Source organism: Pantoea sp. VS1 (assembly GCF_002207995.1).
Taxonomy (GTDB): domain Bacteria; phylum Pseudomonadota; class Gammaproteobacteria; order Enterobacterales; family Enterobacteriaceae; genus Pantoea; species Pantoea dispersa.
The window spans coordinates 1-20033 of record NZ_NHZE01000042.1 but is presented as its reverse complement, the minus strand read 5'-3'; the positions used below and the strand labels follow the sequence as shown (position 1 = coordinate 20033).

General features: G+C 60.0%; 20 protein-coding genes. 16 read left to right on the top strand and 4 right to left on the bottom strand.

Annotated features, from left to right (window positions below; genetic code table 11):
• Nucleotides 1-2: 2 nt before the first annotated feature.
• Nucleotides 3-1625, bottom strand: coding sequence for an ABC transporter substrate-binding protein SapA (gene sapA / locus CBW22_RS15920; protein ID WP_058758605.1), 1623 nt, complete (start codon nucleotides 1623-1625; stop codon nucleotides 3-5).
• 399 nt (nucleotides 1626-2024) lie between these two features.
• Between sapA and CBW22_RS15915 the strand changes: the two genes are divergently transcribed.
• From CBW22_RS15915 to pqqF, 8 genes are all read left to right on the top strand, one after another.
• Nucleotides 2025-2954: an ABC transporter substrate-binding protein gene (locus tag CBW22_RS15915; RefSeq protein WP_088517166.1), complete on the top strand. Its 930-nt coding sequence runs from the start codon at nucleotides 2025-2027 to the stop codon at nucleotides 2952-2954.
• Between the two features lie 83 nt (nucleotides 2955-3037).
• Nucleotides 3038-4057, top strand: a complete 1020-nt coding sequence (locus tag CBW22_RS15910) for a dipeptidase (protein ID WP_254919523.1) — start codon at nucleotides 3038-3040, stop codon at nucleotides 4055-4057.
• A 149-nt stretch (nucleotides 4058-4206) separates the two neighbouring features.
• Nucleotides 4207-4278 carry a pyrroloquinoline quinone precursor peptide PqqA gene (pqqA, locus tag CBW22_RS26105; RefSeq protein WP_010617686.1) on the top strand — a complete coding sequence of 24 codons (72 nt, stop codon included), beginning with the start codon at nucleotides 4207-4209 and terminating at the stop codon, nucleotides 4276-4278.
• Between the two features lie 55 nt (nucleotides 4279-4333).
• Nucleotides 4334-5260, top strand: a complete 927-nt coding sequence (pqqB, locus tag CBW22_RS15900; RefSeq protein WP_021505973.1) for a pyrroloquinoline quinone biosynthesis protein PqqB — start codon at nucleotides 4334-4336, stop codon at nucleotides 5258-5260.
• On the top strand, nucleotides 5257-6012 hold the full coding sequence (pqqC, locus tag CBW22_RS15895) for a pyrroloquinoline-quinone synthase PqqC (RefSeq protein WP_021505974.1): 756 nt from the start codon (nucleotides 5257-5259) through the stop codon (nucleotides 6010-6012). Before pqqB ends, pqqC begins: the two co-directional genes overlap by 4 nt.
• 4 nt (nucleotides 6013-6016) lie before the next feature.
• Nucleotides 6017-6295 (top strand): pyrroloquinoline quinone biosynthesis peptide chaperone PqqD, encoded by a 279-nt coding sequence (gene pqqD / locus CBW22_RS15890; protein ID WP_021505975.1) that lies wholly within the window; start codon nucleotides 6017-6019, stop codon nucleotides 6293-6295.
• Entirely contained in the window at nucleotides 6282-7424 is a 1143-nt protein-coding gene (gene pqqE / locus CBW22_RS15885) for a pyrroloquinoline quinone biosynthesis protein PqqE (protein ID WP_088517164.1), read from the top strand. Before pqqD ends, pqqE begins: the two co-directional genes overlap by 14 nt.
• The gene (gene pqqF / locus CBW22_RS15880) at nucleotides 7424-9745 is read left to right on the top strand and encodes a pyrroloquinoline quinone biosynthesis protein PqqF (protein ID WP_088517163.1); all 2322 of its coding nucleotides are present in this window, start codon (nucleotides 7424-7426) and stop codon (nucleotides 9743-9745) included. The genes pqqE and pqqF overlap by 1 nt, the downstream gene beginning before the upstream one ends.
• On the opposite strand, the gene CBW22_RS15875 is transcribed toward pqqF, so the two are convergent.
• Together CBW22_RS15875 and CBW22_RS15870 are read right to left on the bottom strand one after the other, a co-directional pair.
• Entirely contained in the window at nucleotides 9736-10035 is a 300-nt protein-coding gene (locus CBW22_RS15875) for a helix-turn-helix domain-containing protein (protein ID WP_021505978.1), read from the bottom strand. The two genes, pqqF and CBW22_RS15875, sit on opposite strands and share 10 nt — an antisense overlap.
• Entirely contained in the window at nucleotides 10035-10385 is a 351-nt protein-coding gene (locus tag CBW22_RS15870; protein WP_088517162.1) for a type II toxin-antitoxin system RelE/ParE family toxin, read from the bottom strand. Before CBW22_RS15870 ends, CBW22_RS15875 begins: the two co-directional genes overlap by 1 nt.
• A 209-nt stretch (nucleotides 10386-10594) precedes the next feature.
• Here CBW22_RS15870 and CBW22_RS15865 point away from each other — a divergent pair, with 209 nt between their 5' ends.
• From CBW22_RS15865 to CBW22_RS15835, 7 genes are all read left to right on the top strand, one after another.
• The gene (locus CBW22_RS15865; RefSeq protein WP_088517161.1) at nucleotides 10595-10945 is read left to right on the top strand and encodes a hypothetical protein; all 351 of its coding nucleotides are present in this window, start codon (nucleotides 10595-10597) and stop codon (nucleotides 10943-10945) included.
• A 49-nt stretch (nucleotides 10946-10994) separates the two neighbouring features.
• Entirely contained in the window at nucleotides 10995-12998 is a 2004-nt protein-coding gene (locus CBW22_RS15860; protein WP_088517160.1) for a protein-disulfide reductase DsbD family protein, read from the top strand.
• Nucleotides 12998-13720: a DsbA family protein gene (locus tag CBW22_RS15855; protein ID WP_088517198.1), complete on the top strand. Its 723-nt coding sequence runs from the start codon at nucleotides 12998-13000 to the stop codon at nucleotides 13718-13720. The genes CBW22_RS15860 and CBW22_RS15855 overlap by 1 nt, the downstream gene beginning before the upstream one ends.
• Nucleotides 13717-14220 carry a thioredoxin domain-containing protein gene (locus CBW22_RS15850; RefSeq protein WP_088517159.1) on the top strand — a complete coding sequence of 168 codons (504 nt, stop codon included), beginning with the start codon at nucleotides 13717-13719 and terminating at the stop codon, nucleotides 14218-14220. Before CBW22_RS15855 ends, CBW22_RS15850 begins: the two co-directional genes overlap by 4 nt.
• A gap of 258 nt (nucleotides 14221-14478) precedes the next feature.
• Complete coding sequence (locus CBW22_RS15845; RefSeq protein WP_088517158.1) at nucleotides 14479-15315, top strand: MBL fold metallo-hydrolase; 837 nt, start codon at nucleotides 14479-14481, stop codon at nucleotides 15313-15315.
• A 115-nt stretch (nucleotides 15316-15430) separates the two neighbouring features.
• Nucleotides 15431-15853, top strand: a complete 423-nt coding sequence (locus tag CBW22_RS15840) for a DUF2231 domain-containing protein (protein ID WP_021505986.1) — start codon at nucleotides 15431-15433, stop codon at nucleotides 15851-15853.
• Entirely contained in the window at nucleotides 15850-17145 is a 1296-nt protein-coding gene (locus tag CBW22_RS15835; RefSeq protein WP_021505987.1) for a PQQ-dependent sugar dehydrogenase, read from the top strand. The genes CBW22_RS15840 and CBW22_RS15835 overlap by 4 nt, the downstream gene beginning before the upstream one ends.
• A 528-nt stretch (nucleotides 17146-17673) precedes the next feature.
• On the opposite strand, the gene CBW22_RS15825 is transcribed toward CBW22_RS15835, so the two are convergent.
• Nucleotides 17674-18567, bottom strand: coding sequence for a LysR family transcriptional regulator (locus tag CBW22_RS15825; protein ID WP_088517157.1), 894 nt, complete (start codon nucleotides 18565-18567; stop codon nucleotides 17674-17676).
• A gap of 102 nt (nucleotides 18568-18669) precedes the next feature.
• On the opposite strand from CBW22_RS15825, the gene CBW22_RS15820 reads away from it, so the two are divergent.
• The gene (locus CBW22_RS15820) at nucleotides 18670-19764 is read left to right on the top strand and encodes an oxidoreductase (protein WP_088517156.1); all 1095 of its coding nucleotides are present in this window, start codon (nucleotides 18670-18672) and stop codon (nucleotides 19762-19764) included.
• Nucleotides 19765-20033: the final 269 nt, after the last annotated feature.

The window sequence follows — 20033 nt, the reverse complement described above, 5'->3', positions numbered from 1 at the left end:
GCTTACTCCTCGCCGTGCTCATCGCGGTAAACCCCGGCGAACGAGGCGTTACCGAAGGGACTCAACACCAGGCCTTTAATATCGTGCCGGTAAGCCTGCAGGCGCAGCGACGACGCCAGCGGCAGCACCGGCAGCGCCTGCGCCAGCATCTGCTGGGCGCGATCGTAGCTGTCGATACGCGCCGACAACTGCTGCGACAGCAGCGCGCGCTGCAGCGCCTCATCAAACGCCGGCGAACACCAGTGCGCGTAATTGGTCTGCGAACGAATCGCCGCGCAGCTCAGCAACGGGCGGAAGAAACTGTCCGGATCGTTACTGTCGGTGGCCCAGCCGGTCAGGGTTAAATCGTGATTCATGGCCATCAGCTGTGCTTCCTGAAAACGCCCCTCGACCGGCGCGATGGTGACGCGCACGCCCACCTGCGCCAGATCCGCCTGCAACAGCTCGGCGGTTTTGAGCGGGCTGGGGTTCCACGACATCGAGGTGGTCGGCACTACCAGGCGCAGATGCAAATCCTCAATGCCCAGCGCTTTTAATGCCTCACGCGCTTTTGCCGGATTGTATTCCGTCACGCGCGCATCATTATCGTAGGCCCACGAGGCGCGCGGCAGAATCGAGGCTGCGGTTTCCGCCGTGCCGTAATAAATCGACTCCATCAGACGTTCGTTATTGATCGCCAGCGCCAGCGCGTGGCGCACTTCCGGACGGTCGAGCGGCGGTTTGCGGGTGTTAAACGCCAGATAGGCGATGTTCATGCCAGGACGCAGCGTCATGCGCAGGCGCGGATCGTCGCGCAGAATCGACAGCTGGCTGGCGGCCGGGTAGGCCAGTACGTCACACTCGCCGGTCAGCAATTTCGACAGGCGACCAGTGCCGCCCACGCCCAGGTCGATCACCACCTGTTGCAGACGCGGCACGCCTTTCCAGTAGTGCGGATTGCGCGCCAGACGCAGATATTGCCCGGTACGGTACTCACTCAGCTGGAACGGGCCGGTGCCCACCGGCTGGCGATCCAGCTGTTCCTGCTGGCCTGCCGCGCTCAGCTGGCTGGCGTACTCCTGCGACAGCACCGGCGCGTAGTGGGTGGCGATATGCCACAGGAACGAGGCGTCGGGGCTGTTGAGGCGGATCTCTACCGTATCATTATCCAGCTTCTTCACGCTCTGCACCGAGTCGGCAAACTGCAGGCTGTCGAAGTAGGGATAGCTGCCGCCGTTGACGTTATGCCACGGATGCTGGCGATCGAACATGCGGGCAAAGCTGAAGACCACATCGTCGGCGTTCATTTTGCGCGTCGGCGTAAACCAGTTGGTGTGCTGGAACGAAACATCTTTGCGTAAGTGGAAGCGGTAAGTCGCGCCGTTATCGCGCACTTCCCAGCTCTGCGCCAGATCGGGGATCAGACGATAGGTATAAGGGTCGACGTCGAGCAGGCGGTCATACAACTGTGCCGCCAGCGTATCGACCACCAGCCCGCTGCTGACCATCTGCGGGTTGAAGGTGTTAACCGTGCCGTTTACGCAATAGACAAAGCCGCTGTGGCGGATAGAGTCCGCGGGCGCGGCGAGCGCAGAGGCACTCAGGACGCTGAGACCAAGCAGCAGCGCGGGGAATAATTTTGGCATAGAACTCAACGATTCTCGGGCAATAGCGAGAGTGTATCGCAAAGCAAGCGTACTCCCCAAATCCGCCGCGTATCTGCGCTTTTTTTACCCAGCGGGCAACGGTGGTAAGCACAACCTTAGTGTGGAAATGAGAAAAATTCTCAATTAGAGCTTTACAGATGATAATAGGAATGATTATTATTCTTCTGCGCTTCGACGGTGGCTCTACCGAAGAAGAGCACGACATTGCTCACATTGCTTCCAGTATTACGTTGCCCGCACCTCGTGTTGCGGGCTTTTTTTTGCGCCCTCGTCAGCCGCGCATCGTTATGTTCCTTCCGGCAATCCTCATGCGAAATCGGCATCGGTCATTTGTTACGCGCAGGGTAGTCTGGGCTTTTCATCTGCAGAGAAATGATAATGAAAAGAGTGACTTTAACGATGCTGTTATTGGCCAGCGGCAGCGTCGCGGCGCACGGCGTTACCCTGCGCATTGCCGATCAAAAGGGCAACATGCGCGCCGAGCTGGAAGCAGCGCAGCAGCTCAACGATCTCTCCTACCGTATCGAATGGGCGGAATTTCCGGCCGCCGCTCCGCTGGCCGAAGCCCTGAATGCCGGGGCGGTTGATGCCGGAATTATTGGTGATGCGCCGCTGCTGTTCTCGCTGGCCGCAGGTTCGCAGGTTAAAGCGGTGGCCGTCAGCAAATCCACCCCGGCCGGGCTGGCGGTGCTGGTTGCGCCGGACTCACCCATCAAAACGCCGCGGGATCTGCGCGCTAAACGCATCGCCACCGGGCGCGGGTCGATCGGTCATTTTATCGCGCTGAAAGCGCTGGAGAGCGCCGGGCTGAGCGATAAAGCAGTCAGCTGGCGCTTTCTCACGCCTGCCGATGCGCGCATTGCGCTGGCGAGTGGCTCCGTCGATGCGTGGGCAACCTGGGATCCTTACACTGCGCTGGCGGAAGTGACGCATACCGGGCGCGTGCTGATCAACGGCGTGGGGCTCTCCAGCGGCAACAGCTTCCTCGCCGCCACCGATGCGGCACTGAGTGACGCCAGTAAACGTGCGGCGCTGCAGGATTATATTAACCGGCTGGCGGCCGCTGACCGCTGGGCCAATCGCCACGTTGAGGCGTATTCCGCCAGGCTGGCGAAAATCATCGGCTTTCCTCAGGAGGCTGCCGCCAAATCTTTTGCCCGACGTCAGTCACACTGGCAGAGCATTGACGACCACACCGTACAACAGCAGCAGGAAACCGCCGACTTTTATCAAAAGTATGGCCTGATTGCTCAGCCACTCGATGTAAAGCCGACCTTTTATCGCGGTCTGCAGGTGGCACAACAGTAACCCTTTGTGCGCCGGTATTTGGCGAACAGGCGGGATGCGCGTAGCATGGCGGCATCAAATCCGTGGCGGATAACCCAATGTTAATCAAAACCTTTGATGGTCATAATGACCTGTTGCTCAACCTGTGGTTGCATCATCGCGACGATCCGGCCGCTGCCTTCTTTACCGGTATCGAAAAAGGACACCTCGATTTTCCGCGCATGCAGCAGGGCGGCTTTGCCGGTGGATTGTTTGCGTTGTTTGTGCCGCCGCAGCGCTACGTCAGCGAAGTGGCGCCGCACCTGGCCGGTGAAGCCTGGCAGCCGCTGGAGATCCTGTGGCAGCAGCTGGAGATTCTGAAAACGCTGGTTGCCCGTTCTGACGGCCGGGCGCGCCTGTGCCTCAGCACCGCCGATATCGCCGCCTGCCGGCGCGACGGCGTGCTGGCGATGGTGGCGCACATTGAGGGCGCGGACGGTTTTGACGGCGACGGCGCCGACCTTGCCGCCTTCTGGCAGGCGGGCGTGCGCAGCATCGGTCCGTTCTGGAATCTGGAAAATCGCTTTGGCGCTGGCGTCACCGGCGCGTTTCCCGGTTCGCCGGATAGCGGTCCGGGACTGACCGCCGACGGCGAGCGGCTGATCACGCTGGCGAATCAGCAGCGCATGATGATCGACGTGTCGCACATGAATGAAAAAGCGTTCTGGGACACGGCCCGGCTCTCATCCGCGCCGCTGGTCGCCAGTCACTCGAATGCGCACGCGCTGTGCGCGCAGCCGCGCAACCTTACCGACGACCAGCTGCGGGCGATACGCGATAGCGGTGGCGTGGTCGGCATTAATTTCGGCAACGCCTTTCTGCGCGCCGACGGTAAGCGCGACGATGATGGCGGCTTGATCGAAATTGTTAAACACTGTGAGCATCTGATGACTATTATGGGAAGCGATCACGTCGCGCTGGGGTCGGATTTTGACGGCATCAGCGTGCCCGCAGAGCTTAAAGATGTCACCGGTTTGCCGCGGCTGTATGCGCTGATGCGCAGTCTCAACTATGATCAGGCATTGCTGGAACAACTTGCCTGGGGCAACTGGCAGCGGGTATTGCACCAAATCTGGCAGGCGTAAGTGTATTTCCTTACGCAATCAGGGTTGATCTGCTCGCTACATTGGCGCAACATCGCCCCGCGTTATCCATTGCTGGCGGAAGCCTTGTTTCTGCCGCAATGTTTTTAGCAGAGCCTGCTCTGCGTTTTAAGACTATGAGGAAGAATATTATGTGGAAAAAACCTGAGTTTGTTGACCTGCGTCTGGGCCTGGAAGTAACGCTGTACATCTCCAACCGCTAAGACGTCCTGCCCGCCGTTCGTGCGGGCATTTTCTTTTCCTGCTTCGGTCCTTCACATGTTTATTAAAGTCCTCGGTTCGGCGGCTGGCGGTGGCTTTCCGCAGTGGAACTGTAACTGCGCCAACTGCAGCGGGCTGCGTAACGGCACGCTCCAGGCGCAGGCGCGCACCCAATCCTCAATCATTGTCAGCGATAACGGTACCGATTGGGTGTTGTGCAACGCTTCGCCGGACATCAGCCAGCAAATCGCCCGGACACCGGAACTGGTGAAACACGGCGTGCTGCGCGGAACGGCGATTGGCAGCATTATTTTGACCGACAGCCAGATCGATCACACCACCGGTCTGCTGAGCCTGCGTGAGGGCTGCCCGCATCAGGTATGGTGCACGCCGGAAGTGCATGCCGACCTCACCAGCGGCTTCCCGATTTTTACCATGCTGCAGCACTGGAACGGCGGCCTGCAGCATCGCGCGCTCACGCCGCTTGAGCCGTTTCGCGTTGACGTCTGCGCCAGCCTGCAATTCACCGCCATTCCGATTCTCAGCAATGCGCCACCGTATTCGCCGTATCGCGATCGTCCGCTGCCGGGACATAACGTGGCGCTGTTTATCGAAAACACCGCCAGCGGGCAGACGCTGCTGTATGCGCCGGGTCTCGGCGAACCGGATGCGGTGATTATGCCGTGGCTGCAAAAAGCCGACTGCCTGCTGATCGACGGCACCGTGTGGCAGGATGATGAGCTGCTGACCACCGGCGTCGGCAAAAATACCGGCAAAGCCATGGGCCATCTGGCGCTGGCGGAAGAGCAGGGGCTGATGGCGCTGCTGGCCGCGCTGCCGGCCAGACGCAAAATTCTGATTCACATTAACAACACCAATCCGATCCTCAACGAGCATTCGCCGCAGCGCCAGTTCCTGACGCAGCAGGGCATAGAAGTGAGCTGGGACGGCATGGCGATTCATTTGCAGGAGTCCGCATCGTGATCATTACCGAGGCGTTGTCACCCGAAGCCTTTGAACAGGCGCTGCGTGCCAAAGGCGCGTATTACCATATTCACCATCCTTACCATATCGCGATGCACAACGGTGCCGCGACGCGCGAGCAGATTCAGGGCTGGGTGGCAAACCGTTTTTACTATCAGACCAATATTCCGCTGAAAGATGCGGCGATCATGGCCAACTGTCCGGATCCGGCAACGCGCCGTAAATGGGTACAGCGTATCCTCGATCACGACGGCCGTAACGGTGAGGAAGGCGGCATCGAAGCCTGGCTGCAGCTGGGAGAAGCGGTCGGTCTCGATCGCAAAGTCTTGCTGTCAGAGAAGCTGGTGTTGCCGGGCGTACGGTTTGCCGTTGATGCCTATGTCAACTTTGCGCGTCGCGCCAACTGGCAGGAAGCGGCGTGCAGCTCGCTCACCGAGCTGTTTGCCCCACAGATTCATCAGTCGCGCCTCGACAGCTGGCCGCAGCACTATCCGTGGATCAAAGAGGAAGGCTATTTCTACTTCCGCAGCCGCCTGAGCCAGGCGAACCGCGATGTGGAACATGGCCTGGCGCTGGCGCTGGAGGTCTTTACCAGTGCTGAGCAGCAGAACCGCATGCTGGAGATCCTGCAGTTTAAACTCGACATTCTCTGGACCATGCTGGATGCCATGACCATGGCATACGCGCTGCAGCGTCCGCCGTACCACACGGTGACCGATCAGGTCGCCTGGCACAGTACAAGACTGGTGTAATCACATGAAAGAGACTCTGATTCCGGCGTTTCGCCGCGGCTATCGTCTGCAGTGGGAAGCCGCGCAGGACAGCCACGTGGTGCTTTACCCGGAAGGGATGGCGAAGCTGAATGAAACCGCTGCCGCCATTCTGGAACTGGTGACCGGCAAGCAGGATGTGGCGGCCATTATCGCCACGCTCAATGCGCGTTTTCCGGAGGCGGGCGGTGTCGATGATGACGTCAAAGACTTCCTGCAATCGGCCATTGAACAGAAGTGGATCCAGTGTCGTGAACCCGAATAAATCTGGCGTGAATGCGCCGCTGTGGCTGCTGGCGGAGCTGACTTATCGCTGCCCGCTGCAGTGCCCTTACTGCTCGAACCCGCTGGATTTCTCCCGGCAGGAACAGGAGCTGAGCACCGAACAGTGGATTGAGGTGTTCCGCCAGGCACGCGCCATGGGCAGCGTGCAGCTGGGGTTTTCCGGTGGTGAACCGCTGACGCGCAAAGATCTGCCTGAGCTGATTCGCGCCGCGCGCGATCTGGGCTTTTACACCAACCTGATCACCTCCGGCATTGGCCTGACGGAGAAAAAGCTCGATGCCTTCGCCGACGCCGGGCTGGATCACATCCAGATCAGTTTCCAGGCGAGTGATGAAACGCTGAACGCCGCGCTGGCCGGTTCGCAGAAGGCGTTTCAGCAGAAGCTGGCGATGGCAAAAGCGGTGAAAAAGCACGGCTACCCGATGGTGCTGAACTTCGTGCTGCATCGCCATAACATCGACCAGATCGATAAAATCATCGATCTGTGTATTGAGCTGGAGGCGGATGATGTCGAACTGGCCACCTGTCAGTTCTACGGCTGGGCACATCTTAACCGCCAGGGGCTGCTGCCAACGCGCGAGCAGATTGCCCGCGCCGAAGCGGTGGTTGCGCGCTACCGTGAGCGCATGGGCAGCAGCGGCAATCTCACCAATCTGCTGTTCGTCACGCCGGATTACTACGAAGAGCGGCCCAAACCCTGTATGGGCGGCTGGGGATCGATATTCCTCAGCGTGACGCCGGAAGGTACGGCGTTACCCTGTCACAGCGCGCGCCAGCTGCCGGTGCAGTTTCCTTCCGTGCTGGAGCAGAGCCTGGAGGATATCTGGTACAACTCGTTTGGCTTCAATCGCTATCGCGGCTTCGACTGGATGCCGGAACCGTGCCGCTCATGCGATGAGAAAGAGAAAGATTTCGGCGGTTGCCGCTGCCAGGCATACATGCTGACCGGCGACGCCGACAACACCGACCCGGTATGCAGCAAGTCGCCGCATCATGGAAAAATTCTTGAGGCACGCCGTGAAGCCAGCTGCAGCGATATCAAAATCGCCCAGCTACAGTTCCGCAACCGCAGCAACTCTGAGCTGATTTTCAAACAGCGGGTCACCTGATGTGCGAACGCAGCCTGACGCTGGCTAACGGTCTGCGCTGTCATCTGTCGCACCAGCCCGACGCGCGGGAAAGCGCGGCGGTGGTGCGCGTCGGCGCAGGCAGCCTGCACGAACCCGATCGCTGGCCCGGTCTGGCGCATCTGCTGGAACATCTGCTGTTTTGCGGCAGCGCTGGCTTTACCGGCGATGAGCGCCTGATGCCGTGGCTGCAGCAACAGGGTGGTCAGGTGAATGCCACCACGCAACTCAGCCGCAGCGCCTGGTTCTTCCAGCTGCCGGCGCAGGCGCTGGCGGCGGGCGTGGCAAGACTGGCAGATATGCTGGCTGCGCCACTGCTGAGCGGTACGGCGATTACGCAGGAAGCGGCGGTCATCGAGGCAGAATTTCAGCTGCTACGGCATCATGCCGAAACGCTGAGTGAAGCAGCGCTGCTCGACGCGGCCGGTAGCGCACTGCGCCGCTTTCGCGTCGGGAGTGCGGCGTGTTTTGGTGACAACGTAACGGAGCTGCAGCAGGCGCTACGGCTGTTTCATCAGCAGCATTTTGTCGCCGCCAACCAGCAGCTGTGGCTGAGCGGACCGCAATCGCTGGATGAATTACAGCAGCTGGCCGAGGCGTTTGCTGTTCGCCAGCCAGGCGGTGCGGTGCACTCCTTATTGCCAGCCATTTCCGCGCCGGAGCCAGTTGAAACGCTCATCCAGCTTGCCGATGAAGAGTCATTCTGGCTTAGCTTGTTTATGACCGGCGAAGAGAACGCTTTGCGTGACAATGTCACATTGCTGGCGGCTTTCTGGCAGGATGAAGCCCCTGGCAGCCTGATGGCGCAGCTGCGCAGCGAGCAATTGTGCGCATCGCTGCAATGTGAATGGCTGTGGCAGAACGCCGATCATAGCTGGCTGGCGTTGCGCTTCAGTGCGCCAGCGCTGTCAGCGTCGGCGGCAAGACGCATTGAACAGCTCTTCTGGCAGCATCTGCGTGCGGTGCGCGCCGCCACGCCAGCGCAGCATCGCCACTATTTGCAACTGGCACAGCAGGATTTCGCTGCGTTGTCGCCGCTGACGCAGCTGCGCGGACGGGCGCTGGGATCGGCGCCGTCAGCTGACGTTCCCGCAGATTTCACCGGTTTTATCGCCGCGCTGCCACAGGCCTCGTGCACGCGGCTGCTGACGCAGCGACAGCTGTCCGCCGCGCCTTATACCACGCAGGGATTCTGCCTGCAGCGCGCACCATGGCCACAGAGCGCGGCTGGCCCGATTGCGCCGGTTAACTGGTCATTTTATCCGTGCGCTGACGCCCTGCATTTGCCGGAAATCCCGGCAAATTGCGCGCCGTTGCTGCGCGCAAATCCGGTGCAGCCGCGGGAAACGCTGCTGGTGCGCCCGGCGTTTTATCACACCCTGAGTGACGAGGCGGCGCTAAGCCGGCAACAGCAGCTGCGCCCACGGCTGGCCGCACTGCGCCATGCCGGTGGCAGCGGACGCTGGCAACAGCAGCAGGGCGTCTGGCAACTGGTGATTGATCTGCCTGACGATGCAATGCCCGCGCTGCAACAGCTGCCTGGCGTGCTGGCGGCGCTGAATGCGCCGGTGCTGCCGCAACCGCACCGTGCTGCACAAAGTATTGTGATTCGTCAGTTGCTGGAAGCGCTACCGCAGCAGTTGCTGGCCCCGGCTGCGCATCCTGCATGGCAGGCCGCCTGGTGCGGCCACAGCGAAAGCGTCACTCAGCACGCCGCGCACTGGCTGAGCGAGGTGGTGCAGACGCAGCCTGCGCCGGCGCGCGCGGCTGCGCTACAGCACGGCGTCAGCGCGCTGCGTTGTGCGGCGAACGATCAGGCCTTGTTGCTGTTTATTCCGCTGCCCGCTGCCGATGATGCCAGCCTCGCGGCGCTGCGTGCGCTGGCGCTGATGTTTGAACCACGCTTCTTTCAGCGCCTGCGGGTTGAGCAACAGATTGGCTATGTGGTGTCAGCGCGCTACCAGCGCGTGGCGGATGTGGATGGACTGCAACTGGCGCTGCAATCACCGTCCATTGGCTGGCGCACGTTGCTGCAACACTGCAAAGCGTTTTTGCGCGATATGGTGAGTGAACTCGCCGCCATCAACGATGAAACGCTGCAGAGCTGGCAGGCGACGCTACTGGCGCAGTGCCAGCCACACCAGAACGCCGACGCCGCCAGTGAGGCACTGCGAAAACAGCAGGGACTGCCGGTGCTTACGCCAGAAGCGGTCGCCGCGCTCACGTTACCCCAGCTGCAGCGGCTGCATCAACGCCTGCTGCGCGAACGCCGCCGCTGGCGCTTGCTGATTAATCACAGCTGAAAAGCAAAATGTTTGCCGTTTGGCAGTTTAACATCGATACGAAGTTCCCCACCAAGCGCGGCGACGTAGCGTTTTAGCGTTGACAGGCGCGGATCGTTTTCCGGATTTTCCATCTTTGCCAGCGTTGGTTGTGATACACCGATGGTGCGCGCCAGCTCAGTTTGCGAAAGGTTTAGCTCTTCACGCAATTGGCTCAGGGCTATTTCCTGACGCAGCTTTTCCACCTTTTCAGCGATGCGCTGCTGACTTTCAGGTGATTGTTTTGCCAGTAGTTGCTTGTAGGTCCCCATTATCCCTCCATATGCACTAAATGCTTGCGGTATTCCGCTTCAGCCAGGCGAATCATAGTGCGGTAAAATTGTTTCTGCTGACAGCCAGCCTTATTTCCTGCGCAAAGTACAATCGCACGGCGCACTGGATCGAAGGCGAAAAAGGCTCTGACAGGCATGCCTGCATGCTGCACACGCAGTTCTTTAAGATTGGGAAACTGACACCCCTTTAAGGTATCAACGTAGGGACGACCGGGTTTTGGTCCCATCTCTGCCAGGATTTGCATCACTGCTAACACGTCCTCACGTAAACCTTCATTTTGCGCAAGAAACCAGTCATCAAAAACATCCGTTGTTAATATTTCCCACATAGCGCTATCCCATAGCTTTTTTGCTATAAATGAGTTTATAGCCTTTAGGCTATGACCACAAGGGTGGAGGGGTTAATTAACGTGAATAATTTCTCCCTCTCTGCAGTCAGCCTGCTCCCGCTGGCATAAAGACAAAAGTTTACACAGCAGGGATTGGTGTTTCTGCTGCTTTTGCATAAACTGGCCGCACTTTTCTCTGAGGCTGTGGCATGACGATATCGCCCCAACGCGCAAAATGGATTCTGGCACTGGTTTGTCTGGTGCTGGCATTTTGTCTCGTCCAGCGCAGCTTCAATCTCCCGACCCAGCCTGTCGTTAGCATTACTGCTCACAGCGCCGCCGCTGATGACGGTGCCAGCAGTGATAAACCCTGTGCGCTGGGCGCTAAGTCACTCAGCGGCAGCGCGCCGCTGCTCGATACCGCGCTGCCATTCCTCGTACTGCTGCTGGCGTTGATCGCCACGCTCTTCCAGACCTCGTCTGCCACTGTCTGTCGACGTGAACCGCTGTTTGTGCCGCTGCGACGGCGCCATCTCACGCTCTGCGTCTTCCGGGAATAACACCACGCGATCCACCGCGTAAACCCTGTTATTCACCGGAGAAACGATTATGACATTCTTGATCAGGAGCCTGCTGCTCCTCGTGGCGAGCTGCGCGCTGACCGTGCAAGCCGCCGATACCGGCTGGCTGCGCAATGCGCAAAACAGCCACGCCGAAGTGCGCCTGCGCGCCGCGCCGCAGGGCGATCACCTGCAACTGCTGCTGGATATTCGCCTGCAGCCGGGCTGGAAAACCTACTGGCGCTCGCCGGGCGAAGGCGGCGTCGCGCCGGAAATCCGCTGGCAAACGCCGGATGTCAACGCCCGCTGGTCGTGGCCAGTGCCAGCGCGCTTTGACGTCAGCGGCCTCACCACGCAGGGCTACAAAGGCAACGTTACGCTGCCCATCGTGCTCGAATCTGCCCCGCAGGGCACGCTGGCCGGCACGCTGACGCTGTCCACCTGTAGCGACGTCTGCATCCTGACGGATTTTCCGTTCCAGCTCGATCTCTCGCAGCCCGCCAGTCCGGATTTTGCACGTGACTTCGCCCAGGCGATGGGGCAGATCCCGGCTGACAGCGGGCTGACCGATCAGCTTGATGCCAGCTTCGTTGATGGCACGCTGCAAATCCGGGCGCAGCGTCAGCAGGGCTGGCAGCAGCCGGAACTGTTCTTTGATTATCCGCAGGGCAGCATGCTGGCGGCGCCGCAAATCAGCGTGCAGGGCGAGACGCTGACTGCCCGCGTGGCGGTGACCGATGAATGGGGCGAGGCTGCGCCGGACCTGCGCGGTAAAGCGCTGTCGCTGGTTATCGCTGACGCCGGTATCGCTCAGCAAAGCCAGCTGACCCTTGGTCATCAGCCGCTGTTTTCTCCCTCCGCCGGGAACGCCACGCTGTGGTCGGTAGTGCTGCTGGCGCTGCTTGGCGGGCTGATTCTCAACCTGATGCCCTGCGTGCTGCCGGTGCTGGCGATCAAACTGAGCAGTCTGGTGCAGCAGCAGGGACAGACGCAACGCCAGACGCGTCAGCAGTTTCTCGCGTCCAGCGCCGGCATTCTGTTCTCTTTCCTGCTGCTGGCGCTGCTGATGACTGTGCTACGGCTCAGCAGTCAGGCGCTGGGCTGGGGCATTCAGTTCCAGAGCAGCGGCTTTCTGCTGGTGATGGTTCTGGTGATGTTCCTGTTCAGCGCCAGTCTGTTCGATCTGCTGCATTTCCGCCTGCCTTCCGGCCTGACCACCAGGCTGGCGACGCACGGCGGTGCCGGTCTGGCAGGGCATTTTGGCCAGGGGGCCTTTGCCACGCTGCTGGCGACACCGTGCAGCGCACCGTTTCTTGGCACCGCCGTCGCCTATGCGCTGACCGCGCCGCTGCCGCAGTTGTGGCTGCTGTTTGTCGCGCTCGGCGTCGGCATGAGTCTGCCGTGGCTGCTGGTTGCGGCGCTGCCGGGTATGGCGCGCTGCCTGCCGCGCCCGGGGCGCTGGATGCTGCATCTGCGCACGCTGCTGGGGCTGCTGATGATGCTGGCGACGCTGTGGCTGGTGACGCTGCTGATTCCCCACTGGGGCAGCACCGTCGCCATTCTGCTGGCGGCCATCCTGCTGCTGGCGCTGATGGGCTGGTTAATCGCACGCCGCGCGCTGCCGCAGGCAGGTCTGGTGTTCATTACCGTGACGCTGGCGGGCGCGCTGTTACTGCTGACGCGCCTCTCCCCGGAAGAAGAATCGCTGGTGTGGCAACCGCTGACCGAAGCCGCCATTAATCAGGCGCTGGAGCAGGATAAACGCGTATTCGTCGATGTCACCGCTGACTGGTGCATCACCTGCAAAGTGAATAAATCACGGGTGCTGAATCAGCCTGACGTGCGTGCCGCCCTCGGCGCAGAGGATGTGGTGCTGCTGCGCGGTGACTGGACACAACCGGATCCGACCATCGGCGAGTTCCTGCGCCGCCGCGATCGCGTAGCGATCCCCTTTAACCAGATTTATGGCCCGGCACTGCCGCACGGCCAGATTTTATCGCCGTTATTAAGTCGTGATGCGGTGATTTCAACACTCTCTGAGGCAAAAAAATGATGAAAAAATCCCTGTTACTTTCGCTGATGTTACTGGCAGCACCCGCCCTGGCCGCCGCGCCATTTACCCCTGAGCAGGAGGCGCGCATCAAACAGCTGATTCGCGAAACCCTGGTGCAAAATCCGGCGATTCTGGCAGAAGCCGCCGACGCATTTGATAAAGAAGCCGCGCGCCAGCAGCAAAACGTGGTTGCGCAGATGGTAGAGAAAAACCGCGCGGCGCTGTTTAACGATGCCGGCTCACCGCGCATCGGTGCCAAAAAACCGGCACTGACGCTGGTCTATTTCACCGACTACAACTGCGTCTTTTGCAAAAAGTTTGAGGCGGATATCGAAAAACTGCTGCACAACTATCCGCAGGTGGCCGTGGTGCTGAAGCCGCTGCCGTACCGCGCTGAAAGCTCGCTCAGTTCGGCGCGTCTGGCGCTGACGGTGTGGGAGCAGCAGCCGAATAACTTTCTTAAGCTGCATGAACGGCTGATGGCAAAGAAAGGCAACCATGATGAAGCCAGCATCGCCGCCGCGCTCGACAAAAGTGGCATCAGCTTATCGGCGCCGAGCACCGCCAGCCTCGACACCATTAACCTCAACCTGACGCTGGCGCAGCAGCTGGGTGTGCAGGGTACGCCCGCCACGCTGGTGGGCAATCAGCTGATCAGCGGGGCAGTGCCTTATGCACAGCTGGAAGCCGCGGTGAAAGGTGCGCTGCAGGCTCAGCCATGAGCCGGGTAACGCGCTGGCTGCGTGAAGGCGTGCTGTTGGTGCTGATGGCAGCGGCGCTGCTGCTGGCCATGGACTGGCTGCGTGCACCGCAGCTGCCCGCGGATGTGGCCCGCCAGCCGCTCAGCGCGCTGCAGGGCGAAGTGAACCTGGCGACGCTGAGCCAGCAGCGACCGGTGCTGGTTTACGTCTGGGCCAGCTGGTGTGGCGTGTGCAAACTCACCACACCGACGGTAGCCGCGCTCAGTCAGCACGGCACCCAGGTGGTCAGTGTGGCTCTGCGATCCGGCAGCGATGCGCGCGTCGCCACCTGGCTGGATAAAAAAGGAGTACGGGGATTCGCCGTCAATGATGAAAGCGGGGCGCTGGGACAGCGCTGGCAAATCGGCGCTACGCCGACGTTCATCGTGCTGCATCAGGGCAAGGTGGTCAGCACCAGCAGCGGCTGGACCAGCAGCTGGGGGCTGAAGCTACGCCTGTGGTGGGCGGCGCGCGTTGCCTGATAATCAATAACGGTTAACCGACCGCGTTAAATAACCGTAGCGTGAATAACCTTGCGCTGCGGTTATTTTTTTGCTGATTAAAAATCTGCATCCAATATTTCAATGCATTGAAATTAAATAAGTAATAAATAAAGCGATAAATGAGTGATTCTGGACTATTTGCAATTGCCATCATCATGGCACATATATGTTTAATCACTTTTTTTATTTATTCATTTAATGCGGCGCGCTCGCGCCATTTTATTTTGGGGGAGAACAATGCGAATTCATCACCTCAACTGTGGCTGCATGTGCCCGCTCGGTGGCGCGTTATTCGATGGTTTCAGCAAAGGTCCGTTTGCTGAACTGGTGTGCCACTGCTTACTGCTGGAAACTGACCGTCACGGTTTAATCCTCGTGGATACCGGTCTGGGCACGCAGGACATGCGCCATCCTGACCGCCGCCTGTCGGGCTTTTTCCGCACGCTGAATAATATTCGCTATAACGAGCAGCTCAGCGCGCTGGCACAGATTCAGCTGCTGGGGTTTCGCCCGGAGGATGTGCGCCACATTATTCTGACCCACCTCGATTTTGACCACGCCGGCGGCATCAGTGATTTTCCGGCCGCCCGCATTCATCTGCTGCAGCGTGAACTGGATACCGTAACCCAGGCGGGCGACAGCAGCTGGCTGGCGCGTCAGCGGTTTCGCCCGCAGCAGTGGACTGCGCACGATGGCTGGCGCGGTTACGCCAGCGGCGGCGAGCGCTGGTATGGCTTTGATGCGGTGAAGGCGGTCGACGATCTCAGCGATGAGATTCTGCTGGTGCCGCTGCCGGGACATACGCTGGGCCATGCGGGCGTGGCGATTCGTCATCAGGGCGGCTGGCTGCTGCATGGCGGCGACGCCTGGTTTTATCGCGGTGAAATGTACCACAGCCAGCGCCACTGTACGCCGGGCCTGCGCGCCTATCAGCGCCTGATGTGCAGTGACCGCGCCGCCTGGCACAGCAATCAGCAGCGGCTGCGTGAGCTGTCACTGCAGCACGCGCAAGAGGTGCAACTGTTCTGCAGCCACGACGCGCAGGAACTGAACCAGTTCCGTCGGCACGGTTAACTTTTTGTGCGGGCTGTGCGCATGACTCTTTATCTTTACTAATATTTCTCAGGCGTGCGAAGCGATGCCTGGCCGGATCGCTCTCGCCTGGAAAAACTGTGATAGGGAGAGTGCGATGTACCATACCTCGGGACGCTCGGTTGTTGGCGTGACGCTGTTTACCCTGCTTGAGCCGTTGCCGCTGGGCTTTTTCTTTGCTGCCTGGCTGTTTGATATTATCTATCTGCAAACCTTTATCGTCATGTGGACCAAAGCCGCCAGCTGGCTGATAGCCATCGGGCTGGTGCTGGCAATTGTGCCGCGACTAATCAGCCTGATTCATTTATTCCGTGGCGCACCTGCCGCAGAGAAGACCCATTTCTGGCTGTCGCTGCTGGCGATCGTGCTGGCCATCGTCAACGCATTCATTCACAGCCGCGATGCCTATGCGGTGGTGCCGATGGGCGTGACGCTCTCCACCCTGGTGGTGGTGGTGTTGCTGATAGCGAATCTGCAGCTGGCGCTGCGCGAGCGTCGTTTACAGGGAGGTCGCCCATGAAATTTCGTGTTATGAGTGCGCTGGGGATTGCAGTACTGCTGAGCGCCTGCGACAGCGGATCGGACCTCGATCCGCAACGGCAAATCGGGCCTGATCCGCAGCTGCCGCAGGCTAAAAACTTCTTTATGCCGCCGATGCAGGTGCCGGAAGGCACCGCGTGGAAAGAGGGCGAGACACCAAAAGTGGCCGACGGCCTGAAGATCGAGAAAATCCCGGCCAGCCTGATGCACCCGCGTCAGCTGTATGTGCTGCCGAATGGCGACGTTCTGGTGGCAGAAGCCAATGGGGTGAAAAACCCGGTCACGGCACCGAAAGAATTGATCATGAGCCTGGTGCAGAAATCTTCCGGCAAAGGTGGCCCGGGCGGCAACCGCATCACGCTGCTGCGCAACGTTAACGGTAAGTGGGAACAGCACCGGTTTATCGAAAACCTCAATGCGCCGTTTGGCATGCAGCTGATTGGCAATACGCTGTATGTGGCTAACGCCGACAGCCTGGTGAAATTCCCTTACCAGACCGGCGAAACCGAAATCCGTACGCCGCCGGAAGAGGTGACGTCGCTGCCGGGCGGTGAGCTGAATCACCACTGGACCAAAGCGCTGCTCGCCAGTCCGGACGGCAGCAAACTGTACGTCGGTGTCGGCTCCAACAGTAACATCACCGAGAACGGCATCGGCGCAGAGTATGGGCGCGCGGCGGTGTGGGAAGTGGACGCCGCAACCGGTGCCAGCCGCATCTATGCCAGCGGCATCCGCAATCCTACCGGTCTGCAGTGGGAGCCGCAAAGCGGCAAGCTGTGGGCCATCGCCAACGAGCGTGACGAAATCGGGTCGGATCTGGTGCCGGATTACCTGACCTCCGTGCAGGACAAAGGTTTCTACGGCTGGCCGTACAGCTACTTTGGTCAGCACGTCGACGAGCGCGCGCAGCCGCAGCGGCCGGATCTGGTCGCGAAAGCCATCAAGCCGGACTATGCGCTGAGCTCACACGTGGCACCGCTCGGCCTGCTGTTCTATGGCGCGGATAATATGCCGCAGTACCGCGGCGGCGCCTTCATCAGTGAACACGGCAGCTGGAACCGCACGCCGCTCAACGGCTATAAAGTGATTTGGGTGAAATTTGAAAACGGCAAACCGGTCGGGCAACCGCAGACGGTGGTGTCAGGATTCCTCACCGACGATCAGAAGCAGGTACGCGGTTTGCCGGTAGGACTGGCGACGGATAATCAGGGCGGGGTGTTGATTGCCGACGATGCCGGCAACGCGATCTGGCGTATCAGCGCCGCACAGTAGGGTCATCGCAGGCAATAAAAAAGGATTTGGCTTATGTCGCCAAATCCTTTTTTTATGTTCGTCACCCGGCTGGTAACCGCGCTCGGAACGGGGTGCTCAGCACTCCTCACACAAGGAATGATAAAATGTGCAGCGAAAGATTTCAAGTTTCGCTAAAATACTGTATGGTTATACAGGTGTTGAGCGCGGCGGATGCTTATTGTTTTCTGATGACTCCAGGGGCGCGGATAGTCAAACCCCGGCAGGTTTCAGGTGGTGCTGGCCTGTGGCTTTCACAATGAGTGCCGCTCAGCGCTCCTCACAGATGTGCTTAGGCGGTCGGCGGGTAGAGTCAGGGCCCCGAAAGCTGAACAGCGCGCTCCTGTCAGAGGAGAAGGAAAGTGATGGAACTTGTTCGATTACTCCTGGACCTGGTCCGGGTGATCCTGCAAATCATCGTTGCCCTTTTGCAACTGACCGGTCAGGCGCACTGACCGGAACTTGAAACAAGGCGGAGCTCACCCCTCCGCCTTTTTTCGTACGCCCGCGTTACTCGCCGGGCCGGCTTTGCTGTTGCATCGCCTGTCTGAGCGCCGCAACAAACACGCTAACGCGCGCCGGCAGGTGGCGCGTGGTGGGAAACAGCGCCCACACGCCCAGCATCTGCGGCTGCGCGTCCTCCAGCTCCAGCGCCACCAGTTCGCCGGATGCCAGCTCTTCCCGCACATCCCACTCGGAAAGCTGTGCGATGCCGCTGCCGGCCACGCACAGCGCACGCACCCCTTCGACATTGCTGCCGCTGAAGCGCCCGTCAACGCTCAGGCTGGAGAGATGGCCGTCCACCATAAAACTCCACTGCACCACATTCGACAGGCGCAGACAGTGGTGTTGATGCAGATCCGCCAGATGACGCGGCGTGCCGAAGCGTTGCAGATAGCCCGGAGCCGCACACAGCCGGCGCGGGTTGTCGGCCAGACGGTGAGCCACCAGGCGGGAATCGCGCAGCGGGGCGATGCGGATCGCGACATCAAAGCCCAGCCCGACAATGTCCGTGACATCGTCGCTGAGCTGAAACTCAACGCGCAGCCCGGGGTTTTGCTCCATCAGTGACGGCAGCAGCGGAATGATGGTGCGCCGGCCAAACCCCGTAGGCGCAGTGATGCGTAGCTGGCCGGTGGCCCCCTGTTTATCGGGCGCGAACAGGTTGCGTGCGCTCTGTTCGGTCTCTGCCAGCGTTCTGGCATAGGGAAGAAACTCTTCGCCTTCATCGGTAAGGGCAATGGCGCGCGTGGTGCGATGCAGCAGCCGTACACCGAGATCTTCCTCCAGTGAGGCCAGCCGGCGCGACACGGTCATAGTGGTGGTGCCGAGCCGCCGCGCCGCCTGCGTCAGGCTGCGGGTTTGTGACACCATCAGAAAAACATCAATATCCCGGGAGTTCATTGTAACGGTTTCCGTTAAGCAGACGTATCATAATCGGCCATTTTTGCCACAATGGCGACTCACTATAATGGCTCCTGATGATAATTTATTTCAGAGCGCCGAATGACCGACAAACACCTGTTTCAGAGCAGTACGCTTAACCACCTCGATTTAACCAATCGCCTGATGGTGGCACCGATGACGCGCATCTCCGCCAGTGTGGATGGGGTCCCGGGCGAGCGTATGCAGCAGTACTACACGCGTTTTGCCCGCGGTGGCTTTGGCGCAGTAATCACCGAAGGTCTCTACATTGATGAAGCCTGGTCACAGACTTACGCTTTTCAGGCCGGGCTGGTCAATCGCCAGCAGATCGCCGGCTGGCGGGCCATCACCGACAGCGTGCACCAGCACGGCAGCAAAATCATTGCACAGCTGATGCACGCCGGTGCGATATCGCAGGGCAATATTTACCGGCGCGATACGCTGGCGCCTTCGGCGATCCCGCCACGTGGCGAACAACTGCGGTTTTACCATGGCCACGGCGCTTACCCGTTGCCGCGCGCCATGAGTGATGAACAGATTGAGCAGGTGATTGACGCCTTTGCTGACAGCGCGGCGCGCGCCATTGAGGCAGCCGGTTTTGACGGCATTGAAATTCACGCGGCCAACGGTTATCTGCTCGATCAGTTCTTTACCGATTACACCAACCAGCGCAGCGACCGCTGGGGCGGCGATATTATCGCAAGACTGACGCTGACGCGGGAGGTGATTGCCGCGGTGCGACAGCGCATCGGTGCCAACGTCACGCTGGGCGTGCGGATTTCCCAGGGGAAAGTGAATGATTTTACGCATAAATGGCAGGAGGGCGCTGCCGGAGCGCGCCAGGTGTTTGCGCTGTTGGCTGACTCAGGCATCGATTATCTGCATCTGACCGAGCACGATGCGTTGCAGCCAGCGTTCGCGGACGCGGCAGAGTCGCTGCTACAGCTGGCGCGCCAGGCTGCGCCACAGTTGCCGGTGGTGATCAACGGATCGCTGTCAGATGCCGAACGCGCCGGCATGGCGTTGTATCAGGGCGCAGATTATGTGGCGCTGGGCAAAAGCGCGCTGGCCAATCCGGACTGGCCACAGCGCGTTCGCCACGGCCAGCCGCTGCGCGCCTTCGATCAAAACCTGCTGGCACCGTCCGCGGATGTTAAAAACAGCGAGCTGGTATAACCGCCGTTTTCGGTCGCCATCCATGGCGACCCTGCCACAACGGTGAAAAACACATGCCCGCGCACCTGCAACAATGGTATGGGGTTTTGTCGGGTGCGCATTGCTGCGCACCAGCAACAATGGTGTGTAATTTTGTAGGGTGCGCATTGAGGTACGACCGGGCACATGGGTAACAGATCAGACCGGGCACACAGGTAACACTTTTTGTGGTCAGTCGATCCGGATAATACGCTTTTCTGCCCGGTCATAATACGCAAGGATGAGCCTGT

Bases quoted from the DNA above. Each gene is read 5' to 3' on its own strand.
- sapA (WP_058758605.1), bottom strand. From the start codon at position 1,625: ATGCCAAAATTATTCCCCGCGCTGCTGCTTGGTCTCAGCGTCCTGAGT.
- CBW22_RS15915 (WP_088517166.1), top strand. From the start codon at position 2,025: ATGAAAAGAGTGACTTTAACGATGCTGTTATTGGCCAGCGGCAGCGTC.
- pqqB (WP_021505973.1), top strand. From the start codon at position 4,334: ATGTTTATTAAAGTCCTCGGTTCGGCGGCTGGCGGTGGCTTTCCGCAG.
- pqqD (WP_021505975.1), top strand. From the start codon at position 6,017: ATGAAAGAGACTCTGATTCCGGCGTTTCGCCGCGGCTATCGTCTGCAG.
- pqqF (WP_088517163.1), top strand. From the start codon at position 7,424: ATGTGCGAACGCAGCCTGACGCTGGCTAACGGTCTGCGCTGTCATCTG.
- CBW22_RS15875 (WP_021505978.1), bottom strand. From the start codon at position 10,035: ATGGGGACCTACAAGCAACTACTGGCAAAACAATCACCTGAAAGTCAG.
- CBW22_RS15870 (WP_088517162.1), bottom strand. From the start codon at position 10,385: ATGTGGGAAATATTAACAACGGATGTTTTTGATGACTGGTTTCTTGCG.
- CBW22_RS15865 (WP_088517161.1), top strand. From the start codon at position 10,595: ATGACGATATCGCCCCAACGCGCAAAATGGATTCTGGCACTGGTTTGT.
- CBW22_RS15860 (WP_088517160.1), top strand. From the start codon at position 10,995: ATGACATTCTTGATCAGGAGCCTGCTGCTCCTCGTGGCGAGCTGCGCG.
- CBW22_RS15855 (WP_088517198.1), top strand. From the start codon at position 12,998: ATGAAAAAATCCCTGTTACTTTCGCTGATGTTACTGGCAGCACCCGCC.
- CBW22_RS15850 (WP_088517159.1), top strand. From the start codon at position 13,717: ATGAGCCGGGTAACGCGCTGGCTGCGTGAAGGCGTGCTGTTGGTGCTG.
- CBW22_RS15845 (WP_088517158.1), top strand. From the start codon at position 14,479: ATGCGAATTCATCACCTCAACTGTGGCTGCATGTGCCCGCTCGGTGGC.
- CBW22_RS15840 (WP_021505986.1), top strand. From the start codon at position 15,431: ATGTACCATACCTCGGGACGCTCGGTTGTTGGCGTGACGCTGTTTACC.
- CBW22_RS15835 (WP_021505987.1), top strand. From the start codon at position 15,850: ATGAAATTTCGTGTTATGAGTGCGCTGGGGATTGCAGTACTGCTGAGC.
- CBW22_RS15825 (WP_088517157.1), bottom strand. From the start codon at position 18,567: ATGAACTCCCGGGATATTGATGTTTTTCTGATGGTGTCACAAACCCGC.
- CBW22_RS15820 (WP_088517156.1), top strand. From the start codon at position 18,670: ATGACCGACAAACACCTGTTTCAGAGCAGTACGCTTAACCACCTCGAT.